This is a genomic window from Kitasatospora sp. NPDC051170, assembly GCF_044455705.1.
Taxonomy (GTDB): domain Bacteria; phylum Actinomycetota; class Actinomycetes; order Streptomycetales; family Streptomycetaceae; genus Kitasatospora.
Map to the genome: position 1 here is coordinate 158,158 of NZ_JBITFA010000010.1, position 13,536 is coordinate 171,693.

The window sequence follows — 13,536 nt, forward strand, 5'->3', positions numbered from 1 at the left end:
CGGGAAGCACGTGTGGCGATTGTGTTCCCGGTTGCTCGGCGAAGAGTATCGTCAACGATCGACTGGCCGTCACCTGGATAAATCGGCGGGGAGGAGGGCCAGTTGAAGGAGCGGCCGCCCCGACACGCCGGAAGGCCGGCACACGCGAACGTGTGCCGGCCTTCCGAAGCTGGAGCACGGATCAGTAGTACAGGGTGAAGATCGGGTCGGCCGCGCCGGTGTTCGGGTTGTTCAGCGCGAAGGTGTGGCTGCTGGGGCGGAAGATGCCGTACGTCGTACGGCCGGTGCGCTGCCAGTCGCCGACGACGGGGACGTCGCCGGTGGCGCCGAACGAGGCGGTGGAGATGCTGCCGTCGTCGTGGCGGAGGATGAAGGTGTTCGACTCGCCGGGGTTGTGGCCGGGGCGGAAGAGGCCGAACTGGGCGTGGTGGACGCCGTCCCAGTCGCCGACGATCGGAAGGTCTCCGTTGTCGCCGAACTGGAAGGTCGTGATGACGGTGTTGTCGTGGCGGACGGCGAGGGTGCGGGTGCTGGGGCGGTAGATGGCGAGCTGGTCGTGGCCGTTGCGGTCCCAGGCGCCGACGACGGGGATGTCGCCGGGCTGGCCGAACGGGACGGTGACGACGGAGCCGTTCTGCAGCAGGAGGGCGAAGGTGGCGGTGCTGGGCCGGTAGATGCCCAGCTGGCACTGGCAGGTGTTCTCCCACGCACCGACGACCGGGATGTCCCCGGCGTCACCGAAGCCGGCGTTGCCGCTCGGCGTGCCGTTCGTCTTGTTGTAGTCGATGTGCCAGCGGCCGTTGTCGAAGATGCCGACCTGGGTGGTCGGGCCGCCGAGGTAGCCGGCGAAGGGCACCCCGCGCTGGGGGCCGTTGACCCGGGTCGAGGCGGAGGCGCTGGTGGTGCGGCCGTGGTCGTCGAGGACGGTCTCGGTGATGGAGTACGTGCCGCCGACGCCGTAGTCGTGGGTCAGGCCGGTGGGCGGGGTCGGCCCGTCGGTGACGACCGGGGCGCTGCCGTCACCGAAGTCGACGGTGTAGCGGGTGACCGGCCACGGGCTGGTGGTGTTGTCCTGGAAGGAGACCCGAGCGGTGGCCACATCGGTGGTGCCCGCCCAGGGGCGGACCGTGATGGCGGGGACCGGGGCGATCGTGAACGTGTTGGGCGCGGTGCGGACCAGGCCGGTCCTGGTGGTCGCGGTGGCCGTCGCCGTGTAGGTGCCGGACGCCGGGTAGTCGTGCTCGAGGGTGTTGTCCCCCTGGGCCAGGGTGACCTGCTCGCTGCCGTCGCCGAAGTCGAGCTTGGCACCGTCCGGGGCCCAGCCGGGGGTGTACTGCACCTGGAGCCGGGCGTGCAGCGGGTGGCCGGCGGGGGTGCTGAGGTAGGTCCTCACCGAGACGGAGGTCTCGTCCTGGAGCTCGACCGCACCACGGTCGTAGTAGCCGGGCCCGGTGCCGGTGTTGGCGATCTGCGGGTCGTCGGCGCGGGGGTTGCCGTAGAGGTCGGTGTCCAGCATGCCGGGGGCGGTCGCGTCGGCCGCGTCGGTCAGTCCCTCGGCGGCCGTCGGCTTGTAGTCGTAGCCGTACTTCGGGTTGACCGCGTTGTCGTGGGCGCCCTGTCCGGTGGCCCGGAAGTCCGCGGCGGTGGTGTAGGAGGTGGCGCCCCACTGGTAGCCGACGCCGCCGGCCGCCGCGGGCACGATGCTGTTGTAGTCGACCCTGGTCCCGGTGACGGAGTCGGCCGAGACCGAGAGGGCGGCGGCGGACTTGAGGGCCGGGTCCGAGCAGTGACCGGCCGGGACCTTGGTGATCACGTTGTTCACCACCGTGGACCCCGAGGAGTTCCCGGTGAGGAGGACGTCGTTGCCGCAGTTCTCGGCGAAGGTGTTGCTCGCCACGACGGTGCCGGGGGCGTCGGTGACCGTGATGCCGCCGGCGGCGTTGTCCCCGATGTTGTTGGTGGTGACGACCGTTCCGGTGACCCCGGCCTCCACGGCGACGCCGACCGTTCCGAGGCTCGCGACCGTGCTGCGGCTCACCGTGGTGGCGTTGCTCTTGCCGGTGATGCGCAGCGCGGGCGTCGGGCCCGGGAAGGAGGAGGTGCCGTTGAACGCGGGATTGCCGCCCAGGATGGTGTCGCGGTTCAGCGTGATGCGCTCGGAGTCCTGGACGAGCACACTCTCCTGCGCCGCCTCGAGCCGGAAGCCCGACACCGTGATGTCGTGCACGCCGGAGAACACGAGGGCGTGCGCCGCCGGCGGAACGCCCACCTTGCCCGGTGCGATGCCGAGGGTCGTCGTCGGCGTGCCGTAGGGGATGTCGGCCTTGACGGTGATCGGCTGGCCGGGCAGGCCCGAGTGCTTGACCGTGACCGATTCAAGATATTCGCCGCCCGACTTGACCTGGACGGTCTGCCCCGGCTGCGCGGCGTCCACCGCCGCCTGGACGGTGCAGAACGGCTGGTCCTGCGTCCCGCCTCCGGTGTCGCTGCAGCTCTGGGGACGCGTGTTGTCGACGAAGAGCACGCTCTGGTCGGCCGCGTGTGCGACGGAAGGAAGGACGGTCCCGGCTATCGCCGAGCCGGCTACCGCGGCGGCCAGGCCGACGCGATGACGAATGGTCACGGATGCTCCCCCTTGGGTGAATGACCTCGGATGTGTCGGCTTCGGGACGTACTCGTGGCGGTTCGTGTTTCCCGATTTCCCGGCGAAGAGTATCGCCGATGACCGGATGGCCGTCACGCGGGTATCAGGTGGGGGAAATGGGCTGATTCGCTCCTCGATTTAATCGGTGACGGGGAGCAGGCGGATTCGTGGATGATGACGCCATGAACCGTACCGACCAGCGATTTCACGTCATCGTTCTGTCGAACTTCGCGAGGGGCTTCGACAAGTACGCCCTCGCTTACGGTAAGGCCGGGATTCCGGAGAGTACGTTTCCGGACCGGTTTCACCTGTTGACCCGTGCCGAGTTGGGCATCGGCGTCGGCAAGGCACGGCGGCTGCTGGAGCGGTTGGCGATTCCGGGGGACCGATTGCTGGTGCTGGAGACGGCGGTGGACCCCGGCGAGTTGGTGCCCAATGAGGGGACCGGGCTCGGGATGGAGTTGCACGAGGCGAGCATTCGGCTGGAGGCGGTCCATGAAGTCGACGGGGAGTTCGGGCTGAGCCCGACGACGGTCGAGGAGGCGATGGCGGATTCCCTGCGGCTGCACGAGGCGGCGCACCGGCCGTACGCCGAACTGCGGCCGAGATCGGTTTCGGTGTTGCCGGTCGCTTCGGCCTGCCAGGCGCGGTGTTCGTTCTGCTTCTCTGCGGCTTCGATATCCAGCGACCAGGCGCCGGCGCGGGTGCCGTGGGAGGCGGTCGGGGGCTGGCTGGAGCGGGCCCGGGAGGCCGGGGCTGAGCGGGCGGTGATCACCGGGGGCGGGGAGCCGACGCTCATACCGTTCGAGCAGCAGGTGCGGTTGGTGTCGGCCTGCGCGGCGGTGTTTCCGAAGGTCGTGCTGATCACCAATGGGCACACGCTGGCGAAGGGCGGGGACGCGGAGAGGGCGGACCGGCTGGAGGCGTTGGCTGCCGCCGGGCTGAGCGTGTTGGCGGTGTCGCGGCATCACCAGGACGACGAGGTGAGTGAGCGGCTGATGATGCTGCGGACGCCGGTGGGCGAGGTGATCGACACCTGGCGTACCGAGCGCGACCGGTGGCCGGGGCTGCGGTTGAGGCTGATCTGCGTGCTCCAGCGCGGTGGGGTGGCCGATGCGGCCGGGGTCGGGGAGTACCTGTCGTGGGCGGCGGCGTCGGGCGTGGAGGAGGTCTGCTTCAAGGAGCTTTACGTCTCCACCAGCACCGAGTCGCTCTACTTCGAGCGCGCCGCCAACGTGTGGAGCCGGGAGCACCAGGTGTCGCTGTCGGTCGTCACCGGGTTCGCCGAGCAGCACGGCTTCGAGGAGTCGAGCCGCCTGCCCTGGGGTGCGCCGGTCTACGACGGCGCGTGGGACGGCCGGCCGATGCGGATCGCCGCGTACACCGAGCCCAGCCTGTACTGGGAGCGGAGCAACGGGGTGGTCAGGAGCTGGAACGTGCTGGCGGACGGGCGTTGCTACGCCTCGCTGGAGGACCGGGCGAGCGAGGTGACGGCATGAGGTTCGACGAGTTCCAGGAGTTCAGGGAGCGGCAACTCGGCGCCGATGAGGCGCTGTTGGACGCCGCCGAGACGAATTTGTACCGGGCACTGGCCGCGCTGCGCCCCGAGGCACCGGCCGAGGCGGGCACGGTGTACCGGTGCGATCTCGCCCGTACCTGGCTGCGGCGGTACGGGCTGCCGGAGGAGTGGTCGCGCCGGGCGATGGTCTCCCGAGGGGTCCGGCACGGGCTCGACGTGGTGTTCCGCCACCTCCGACTCAAGCAGGCACGGGTGTGGCTGCCCGCCGACGTGTACCCCGTGTACTTCGAGCTGGCGCGCGAGGCGGGCCTGGAGCCGGAGTCGTACCCGACCCTGCCCGCCCCGGCCTGGCCGAGTGCGCCCGTGGACGGTCGGCCCGAGTACCTGCTGCTCGCCAACCCCAGCAAGCCGCTCGGGCGGTACCTGTCCGGGGGCGAGTGCGAGGCGCTGGTCTCGTGGCTGGGGGAGTCCCCGGGTCGCCGTCTGCTGATCGACAGCGTCTACGACCTGGGAACCCCGTTCGACGCCGGGACGCAGCAACTGCTGGAGACGGGGCGCGCTGTCCTGCTGCATTCGGTCACCAAGGGGTGGCTGTGGCCCCGCACCTTCGGTGTCGTCCTGCTGAGTCCTGAGGACACCGAACTGGCCGATGCATTCCGGACGGACGCCCCGACCCCGGAACAACTGAGCCTCGCCGAGCACCTGTTGGGCGAGCACGGTGATCTGCCGCAGCAGGTCGCCGACGAACTCGCCGTACGGGCACAGCGGTTGTTCGACCGCCTGCCGGCCGAGGTGCGAGCAGCGATTCCCGAGGAGAGCCGGACCAGCCCCGGCAACTACTTCTTCCCGGTGGACATCCCGGCGGAGAGGCTCCGGAGCGAGTACGGCGTCCTGGCGATCCCGATGGGCGTGTTCGGGGAGAACGATTGGCCCGGCTCCATCCTGACCAGCCTGGCCGACGCCTTCGGGCCGACGCGTCTCGGGGATTCCTCCGGGATTTGATGCGCGGGACCCCTGAGGTGTGGGGGGTTCTTGATCGATTAGCCTCGGGCGCTGGTTGTTCGCAGTTCGAGGGAAGGTTCAGGCGTGGTGCACAGCGGGGGTTCGGCCGGGAGAGATGTGGTCCGGCTGGAGGGGGTGCGGAAGGCGTACCGGCGGGGGGAGAGCCGGGTGGTGGCGCTGGACGGGGTGGACGTCGGGTTCGAGGCGGGGACGTTCACGGCGATCATGGGGCCGTCCGGGTCGGGGAAGTCGACGTTGCTGCAGTGTGCGGCGGGGCTCGACCGGGTGGATGAGGGGCGGGTGTTGCTGGACGGGGCGCCGGTCCACGAGTTGTCGGAGCGGGCGTTGACCGTGCTGCGGCGGGAGCAGATGGGGTTCATCTTCCAGTCGTTCAATCTGATTCCGGCGCTCACGGCTCGGCAGAACGTGGAGCTGCCGCTCAGGTTGGCCGGGAGGGCGATCGAGCCGCAGGAGATCGAGAGGGGCCTGGCGGAGGTCGGGCTGGCGGAGCGGGGGGACCACCGGCCGGGGGAGCTCTCGGGCGGCCAGCAGCAGCGGGTGGCCATCGCCCGGGCGTTGGTGACCAGGCCCAAGGTGCTCTTCGCCGACGAGCCCACCGGCGCGCTCGACTCCCGTACGGCCCGCGACGTGCTCGCCCTGCTGCGCGGGGTGGTGGAGGAGCACGGGCAGACGGTCATCATGGTGACCCACGACCCGGTCGCCGCGAGTTACGCGCAGAGGGTGTTGTTCCTCGCGGACGGCGTGGTGACGGGTGAACTCGCAGCCCCGACCGCCGAGACCGTGGTCCTGCGGATGGCCGCGCTGGAGACGCCGTGCTGAGGCTCGCCGCAGCCACCCTGCGCCACCGGCTGACGAGCTTCGTCGGCGCGTTCCTCGCCCTCGCGCTCGGCACCACCATGATCGGGCTGATGACGCTGGCCCTGGCGGCCACCTTCGGCAGCCCGCACTCGGGGCCGCAGCGCTTCGCGGCCGCCCGTACGGTGATCGCCCCGCTCGGCTTCGACGGGCAGCCGATGAAGGCCCCGGCCGTCCTGCCCGAGGACGTGGTAGCGCAGCTGCCCGGGGCGACCGCCGACCGCAGCTTCCCCGTAGCGGGTGAGGTCCAGGCGACCGGCCACCCGTGGTCCTCGGCCGCCTTCGCCGGCTACCGGCTGACGGCCGGGCGCGCGCCCGAGAGCGCGGACGAGATCGTGGTCGGGGGTGGAAAGGCGGAGCAGATCGGGCGTCACCTGAACGCCTACCGCGTCGTCGGCGTCACCGACGCCCGCTGGTTCGAGGACGCCGTCTTCTTCACCGGCGCGGAGGCCCAGCGCCTCTCCCCGGGCGTCAACGCCCTGATCACCGACCAGGCCCCGCCGAGCGGCCTCAAGGCCGTCGTCCTCACCGGCGACGACCGCACCGAGCTCGACCCCGACCCGTCCGGCGGCGCCCAGGCCCTCGCCGGCGCCCAGGCGATGGCGGGCAGTACGACCGGGCTCGCCGTCTGCGTGGCGGTCTTCGTCGTCATCGCGACCTTCGCCTTCGCCACCGAGCAGCGCCGCCGCGAACTGGCCCTGCTGCGGCTGGTCGGCGCCGCGCCCCGGCAGGTGCGGCGGATGGTGCTGGGCGAGGCGCTGCTGATCGGGGTCGCGGCGGCGGTGGTCGGCTGCGCGCTCGCGCCGTTCGCGACGGGACCGCTGCGCGCCTGGATGGTGGACCACCACGTGGCGCCGGGCTGGTTCGCCATCCCCTTCAACCCGCTCCCGCTCCTCGTCACCTTCGTGATCGGCGTCACCGCCGCGCTGGTCGGCGCGGCGGCCACCCTCGTGCGGGTCTCGCTGATCCGCCCGATCGAGGTGCTGCGCGAGAGCGCGGTGGAGCGGCGCGGCATGACGCCGGTGCGCTGGCTGCTGGGGGCGGCGATGCTGGTGGGCGCGGTGGTGGCCGGGGTGGTGATCGCCCGTACGCAGCCGTACCTGGCGGCGAGCGCCCGCAAGTACGAGGCCGTGCCCGTGCTGTACGTCGGGGCGGTGGCGCTGCTGGCGCCCGTCCTGCTGCGCCCGGTGACCGCCCTGCTGACGGCTCCGCTGCGCCGGTCGGCGAAGGCCGGACCGATGCTGGTGCGGGAGAACATCCTGACCGGCCGGCGGCGTACGGCGGCGACCGTGGCGCCGATCGTCGTGGCGGTCGGGCTGGTCGGCACGCTGCTGACCATGCAGAAGTCCGGGGACGCGGCGAGCCTCGCCCGGCAGCGGCAGGAGATCCACGCGGCCGCCGTCGTGACCGGGGCCGACGCGCCGACGGTGGAGCGGCTCGCCGCCGTGCCCGGCCTGCGCGTCACGCCGGTCACCCCGATGAACATCCGCCTGGGCACCGCCCAGGACGAGCAGATCGACTCGCTCGGCGCCACCGCCGTCCCCGCCGGAGCCCTGGGCACCACCGTGACCCCGCCCGTGATCTCCGGTTCGCTGGCCTCGCCGCCGCCGAACTTCCTGGTCATCGACGAGAAGGCGGCCACCGAGGACGGGCTCAAGGTCGGCGACGAGGTGGTCACCCTCCTGCCGACCGGCGCCCGGGTGCGGACGGCCGTCACGGCGATCATCGCGCGCGGACTGAACGGCGACGACGCGTACGTCTCCGCCTCCCTCACCGGGGGCCGGAGTCCGAGCATGGTCTACCTCGACCGGGAGGCGGTGGACGAGAAGGCGGTCGCCCAGGCGCTGGCCGGATCGGGCGCGCGCCTGTCCACGTACGACGCCTACCTGGAGGCCCGGCGCGCCCACGCCGCCGAGCAGACGGACACGGCCGCCGTGGTGATCCTCGGCATCGCCCTCGCGTACGCGCTGATCGCCGTCGCCAACACCCTGGTCATGGCCCTGGCCGGCCGCCGCCGGGAGTTCGCCCTGCTGGGGATGGCGGGCGCGGTGCGCGGTCAGATCATCAGGATGGCCGCGGCGGAGTCGGCGGTGGCCGTGGTCGTCGGCACCATCCTCGCCGCCGTCGCGACCGGGCTCGCCGCCGTGACCCAGCACGCCTCGCTGAGCAGGCTGGTGACGGACGCGCCGACGGTCTTCCCCTGGGCGCAGCTCGCGGGGACGGTCGCACTCTGCGCGCTCGTCACCCTGGCCACCGCCGCCGGGGCGACCGGCCGGGCTGCGCGCCAGGGGGCGGTGGTCCCGCAGGATTAGGCGCCCCGGGGTCACTACTTCCGTAGTGCTGCTACATCGGCGGCCCGCACTGCGCCAGTAGTGCCACTACACCAGTAGTGCCACTACGGAAGTAGTGGCACTACTGGCGTAGTGCGGGCCCGCGAGAGCCGCGGAAACAAGGCCTACCGAGCCGCGAGGGTCTCCACGACCCGCTCCAGCGAGCTGCCCAGCCCCCAGCGCGCCGCCAGGTGTTCGAGGGCCATCGGGTCCAGCGGTTCCTGCGGCAGGGCCGGGTCGAAGTCGGGCAGCGGCGCGTCCGTGGCGACGCGGACGACGGTGGGGGCGACGTCGAGGTAGGCGGCGCCCTCGACGAGGTTGCGGCGGCGGGCGGGGGTGAGCTTGGAGCCGACCTCCAGGGCCGCCGCGCGGATGGCGGCGAGGTCGCCGTACTCGTTGATGAGCTGGGCGGCGGTCTTCTCGCCGATGCCCTTGACGCCGGGCAGGCCGTCGGACGGGTCCCCGCGCAGGGCGGCCATGTCGGCGTACTGCGCGCCGCGCACGCCGTACTTCTCCAGCAGGAGCGCGTCGTCGGTGACCTGGAGGTTGCCCATGCCCTTGACGGGGTAGAGGACGGTGATCTCCCGGGCGTCGTCGACGAGCTGGAAGAGGTCGCGGTCGCCGGTGACGATCTGCACCGGGCCCTGCGCGCGGGCGGTGAGGGTGCCGATCACGTCGTCGGCCTCGTAGCCGGGGGAGCCGAGGCGGGCGATGCCGAGGGCGTCGAGGACCTGCTCGATCACCGGGACCTGCGGGGCGAGGGTGTCGGGCACCTCCTCCTCGCCGTCGACGGCGGCCTCGGCCACGCGGTGGGTCTTGTAGGAGGGGATGAGGTCGACGCGCCACTGGGGGCGCCAGTCGGCGTCCATGCAGGCGACCAGTTGGTCGGGCCGGTGGTCGTGGACGAGCCGGGCGATGAAGTCCAGCAGGCCCCGGACGGCGTTGACCGGCTCGCCCTGCGGGGAGCGCAGGGTGTCCGGCACGCCGTAGTAGGCCCGGAAGTACAGGCTGGCGGAGTCGAGGAGCATCAGTCGCGGTGCGGTCAGCGGTGCGGTCACGCGTCAGATCATGCCGCACCGCGCCGACGGAGGGCGGTCGTACGGTGCTCAGTGCTCGTGCGGCCCCGCGCGGTGGACGGGCCCGTGGGCGTCGGCGCAGTGCTCGGCGGCGGTGTCGCCGTGCGGGGCGATCTGGAGCAGTGCGCCGGCCTCGTCCTCGCCGACGTGGTCGACCTGGAGGGTGGCGTGGGTGATGCCGTACTCCTCGGAGAGCCGGCTCTGGAGCCGGCGCCGGACGGCGTGGCAGTCGCCGCCGGGGGTGACGAGGATGTGGGCGGAGAGGGCGGGCTGGTTGGAGGTGATCTCCCAGATGTGCAGGTCGTGGATCTCCTCGACGAGCGGTTCGGCGACGAGCCGGTCGGCCACCGCGTCGGGGTCGATGCCGGCGGGGGCGGCCTCCAGGAAGATCCGCCCGGAGTCGCGGACGAGCCCGACGCCCGCCTTGAGCATCAGCGCGACGACGATGAGGGAGGCGATGGAGTCGGCGCGGGCGAAGCCGGTGGTCACCATGACGAGGCCCGCGACGGCGGTCGCGATGAACGCGTACAGGTCGGTGATGACGTGCTGGAAGGCGCCTTCGACGTTCAGCGAGCTGCGGTTGGCCTTGGACATGCACCAGGCGGCGGCGATGTTGACGGCGACCCCGACCAGCGCGGTGACCAGCACCAGTGAGCCGGTGACCTCCGGCGGTTCGAACAGCCGGGTGACGGCCTCGTAGCCGAGCCAGGCGGAGAGCAGCAGGAGCGTCACGCCGTTGGCCTGCGCGGAGAGGATCTCGGCGCGCTTGAGCCCGTACGTGTAGCCGCCGCGGGCGGGGCGGGCGGCCAGACGCATGGCGACCAGGGCGAGGACGATCGAGGCGGCGTCGGTGAGCATATGCGCCGCGTCGGAGATCAGGGCGAGGGACTGGGCGGCGAAGCCGACCACGACCTCGCCGGCCATGAAGACGACGATCAGGGTGAGCGCGCTGATCAGCCAGCGGCGGTCGGCGTCGGCGGACACGCCGTGCGAGTGGCCGCCATGGCCCCCGTGACCGCCGTGACCGTGTGAGTGCTTGTGGTCATGCGCATGATCATCGTGGGAATGCTCGTGGCCGGCCATCGAAGCCCTCTCTGGATACACGGGTGGAATGCACACCTGGAAACGGACGGAGGTGATCGCCTCCGCACTCGAAGTGAACCGCAGAATCGACAAAGATCCAAAGGTTGTACTGGTGACCGTTGTCGTTGCCGTTCGAGGGTCGGATTGCCGGCGGCATAAGCCCAGCTCAAGGCCCTCAAACCCGCCTCACCCGGATGGGTGAGGCGGGTTTGCGCGCCGGTGAGCGGGTCCGCGACGATCATGGCCCGTGAAGATCGTCACCACGGACTCCGTTCGCCGGCTCGTTGAACTGGAGGCGACCGCCGAAGAGCTGATGAACCGTCATCTCGACACGGCGCGCGAGTGGTTCCCGCACCAGTACGTCCCCTGGAGCCTCGGCCGGGACTTCGACGGGCCCCTCGGCGGCGAGCCCCGGCGCCCCGAGCGAGGACGGCCCGAGCGAGAGCGGCCCGAGCGAGAGCGGCCCGAGCGAGAGCAGCCGGGGCGAGAACACCTGAGCAGCCCATCGATCAGCACCCAGGAACAGGCCCCAGGAACAGGCCCCAGGAACAGGACCCGGATGACGACCTCCACCACGATCACCACCGCCGGCACCCCCGCCGACGACATCGCCTTCCACTACGACCTCGGCAACGAGTTCTACGCCCTCTGGCTCGACGAGACCCTCGCCTACACCGCCGGCCAGTGGGACGGCATCCCGCGCGAGGAGCCCGACACCACCGCCCTGCTCCGCGCCCAGCGCGCCAAGCTCGACCACCACCTCGACCTGGTCGGCGCCCGGGACGCCCGCCCCGGCGAGGGCCTGCGGCTGCTGGACGTCGGCTGCGGCTGGGGCGCCATGCTGGAGCACGCGAGCCGCGACGACCGCGTCGCCGGCGCCACCGGTCTGACCGTCTCGCCCGCCCAGTACGCCTTCCTCGCCGCCCGCGCCCTCCCCGGCGCCGAGCCCCGCCTGGAGAGCTGGGAGGACCACCGCCCCGAGCGGCCGTACGACGCGATCGTCGGCATGGGCTCCTTCGAGCACTTCGCCACCGCCGGCATGACCCGCGCCGAGCGCCTCGCCGTCTACGCCCACTACTTCGCGTCCTGCCACGGCTGGCTGCGCCCCGGCGGCCGGATGTCCCTGCAGACCATCGCCTACGACGGCGCGGCCGACGGTGCGGGCCCGATCGGCGAGTTCGTCGGTTCCGACGTCTTCCCCGGCGGCAGGCTGCCCCGGCTGAGCGAGATCGCCGCCGCCTGCGACCCGCACTTCTCCGTGGTCACCCTCACCGCCTCGGCCGAGGACTACGCCCGCACCCTCGCCGCCTGGTCGGCCCGGCTGCTCCGGGCCCGCGCCGAGGCCGAGCGGCTGATCGGCCCGGAGGGCTACCGGCGGTACCGGCGCTACCTGCGCGCCAGCGAGGTGACGTTCCTGCGCGGCGCCGTCACCCTGTACCGGATCGGCCTGCGGCGGCGCGACGAGCCGCTGCGGCTGCCCGTCTGAGGCCGCGACGTGCTCAAGGACAGGCCCCAGGACAGGCCCAAGGACAGCTCCCACGACAGGCCCCAGGCCCGGCAGCCTGACGGCCACCGCGCCTGGGCCGCCGTCGCGGTGGTCTGCGCCGCGCTGTTCCTGCTCGGCCTGGACTTCACCGTCCTCAACGTCGCGATCCCCGGCCTGCGCGCCGACCTCGGCCCCACCCTCGCCGAGACCCAGTGGATCGTCGACGGCTACGCCCTCGCCCTCGGCGGCTGCGTGCTCGCCGGCGGCGCGCTCGGCGACCGGTACGGGCGGCGCCGGGCCTTCCTCGCGGGCCTCGCCCTGTGCGGGGCCGCCTCCGCCGCCGGGGCGCTGGCCGCCGGGCCGGGCGCGCTGGTCGCGGCCCGCTGCGGGATGGGCCTGGGCGCCGCCCTGTTCATGCCCGCGACCCTCTCCACCATCGTGCACGTGCTGCGCGAACCGGCCGCCCGCAGGCGGGCGATCGGCCTCTGGGCGGCCGTCGCCGGGGTCGGCGCGGTGTTCGGCCCGGTCGCGGGCGGTCTGCTCGTGGACCGGTACGGCTGGCGCTCGGCGTTCTGGCTGAACGTCCCCGTGATCGCGGTGATCGCCCTGGCCGCGCTGCTCGCCGTCCCCGAGTCACGCGCCCCCGAGTCCCGCGCCCCCGAGGCGAGGCCCCTGGACGGGCCGGGCGCGCTGCTGTCCTGCGCCGGGCTGCTCGCGCTGGTCTGGGGCGTCATCGAGGCCCCGGGCCGGGGCTGGGCGAGCGCTCCGGTCCTCGCCGCCTTCGCGCTCGCCGCCGCGCTGCTGACCGGCTTCGTCCGGCGCCAACTGCGCTGCGCCGCACCGATGGTGCCGGTACGGCTGCTGCGTGGCGGGCCGGTCTGGCCGGCCGTGACCGTGCTCGCCCTGATGTCCTTCGCGATGTTCGGCGCGATGTTCCTGCTCACCCTCTACCTCCAGCAGGTCCGCGGCCTGAGCGCCTGGCAGGCCGGGCAGCGGATGGTGCCGCTGTCCCTGTCGCTCGCCGTCGGGGCCGTCCTGGGGCCGGTGCTGGCCCGGCGGTTCGGCGCCCGTGCGCCGTGTGCCGGCGGGCTGGTGCTCATCGCCGCCGGGTTCCTCCAACTCGCCGGGCTGGCCACCGGATCGGGCGACGGGGCGGTGCTGTTCTTCGAGGCGACGGCCGGGTTCGGCGCCGGTTTGCTGGCGCCCGTCGCCACCGAGGTGGTGATGAGCGCCGTGCCGATCGGCGCGGCCGGTGTCGGCTCGGCGCTCAACGACGCCACCCGGCAGGTCGGTTCGACCCTCGGGGTGGCGGTGCTCGGCTCCGTCCTCGCCACCTCCCTCGACCGCGCCGCCCCCGCCGACCGGGCCGCGTTCGCCGACGCCTTCCTCGACGGGCTCGCCGACGCCTCCGCCGTGGGCGCGACGGCCGCCGCCCTCGCCGCCGTCCTCGCCTGGCTCGCACTGCCGGGCCGGGGCCTCGCCGTCGTCTTCCACCTCCCCAACCAGCCCCGCTGAAAGGA

At 72.6% G+C, this 13,536-nt stretch carries 9 protein-coding genes; 6 read left to right on the forward strand and 3 right to left on the reverse strand.

Annotated features, from left to right (window positions below; translation table 11 throughout):
* Positions 1-181 precede the first annotated feature (181 nt).
* Positions 182-2,623: a right-handed parallel beta-helix repeat-containing protein gene (locus tag ACIBCA_RS21810; protein WP_396284599.1), complete on the reverse strand. Its 2,442-nt coding sequence runs from the start codon at positions 2,621-2,623 to the stop codon at positions 182-184.
* 203 nt (positions 2,624-2,826) lie between these two features.
* Here ACIBCA_RS21810 and ACIBCA_RS21815 point away from each other — a divergent pair, with 203 nt between their 5' ends.
* The 4 genes from ACIBCA_RS21815 (at position 2,827) to ACIBCA_RS21830 (ending at position 8,353) form a co-directional block, all read left to right on the forward strand.
* A complete protein-coding gene (locus tag ACIBCA_RS21815) occupies positions 2,827-4,143 on the forward strand; it encodes a radical SAM protein (protein WP_396284600.1) in 1,317 nt (438 codons plus the stop codon).
* A complete protein-coding gene (locus ACIBCA_RS21820) occupies positions 4,140-5,165 on the forward strand; it encodes an aminotransferase class I/II-fold pyridoxal phosphate-dependent enzyme (RefSeq protein ID WP_396284601.1) in 1,026 nt (341 codons plus the stop codon). The genes ACIBCA_RS21815 and ACIBCA_RS21820 overlap by 4 nt, the downstream gene beginning before the upstream one ends.
* Positions 5,166-5,249: 84 nt before the next feature.
* The gene (locus ACIBCA_RS21825) at positions 5,250-6,005 is read left to right on the forward strand and encodes an ABC transporter ATP-binding protein (RefSeq protein WP_396284602.1); all 756 of its coding nucleotides are present in this window, start codon (positions 5,250-5,252) and stop codon (positions 6,003-6,005) included.
* Positions 5,999-8,353, forward strand: a complete 2,355-nt coding sequence (locus ACIBCA_RS21830) for an FtsX-like permease family protein (protein WP_396284603.1) — start codon at positions 5,999-6,001, stop codon at positions 8,351-8,353. Before ACIBCA_RS21825 ends, ACIBCA_RS21830 begins: the two co-directional genes overlap by 7 nt.
* A gap of 143 nt (positions 8,354-8,496) precedes the next feature.
* On the opposite strand, the gene ACIBCA_RS21835 is transcribed toward ACIBCA_RS21830, so the two are convergent.
* Entirely contained in the window at positions 8,497-9,399 is a 903-nt protein-coding gene (locus ACIBCA_RS21835; protein ID WP_396284739.1) for a 5'-3' exonuclease H3TH domain-containing protein, read from the reverse strand.
* Between the two features lie 78 nt (positions 9,400-9,477).
* Entirely contained in the window at positions 9,478-10,530 is a 1,053-nt protein-coding gene (locus ACIBCA_RS21840) for a cation diffusion facilitator family transporter (RefSeq protein ID WP_396284604.1), read from the reverse strand.
* Positions 10,531-11,089: 559 nt separating this feature from the next.
* Here ACIBCA_RS21840 and ACIBCA_RS21845 point away from each other — a divergent pair.
* Together ACIBCA_RS21845 and ACIBCA_RS21850 are read left to right on the forward strand one after the other, a co-directional pair.
* On the forward strand, positions 11,090-12,016 hold the full coding sequence (locus tag ACIBCA_RS21845; protein ID WP_396284605.1) for a class I SAM-dependent methyltransferase: 927 nt from the start codon (positions 11,090-11,092) through the stop codon (positions 12,014-12,016).
* Positions 12,017-12,025: 9 nt separating this feature from the next.
* Complete coding sequence (locus ACIBCA_RS21850) at positions 12,026-13,531, forward strand: MFS transporter (protein ID WP_396284606.1); 1,506 nt, start codon at positions 12,026-12,028, stop codon at positions 13,529-13,531.
* The last annotated feature ends 5 nt before the right edge of the window (positions 13,532-13,536 follow it).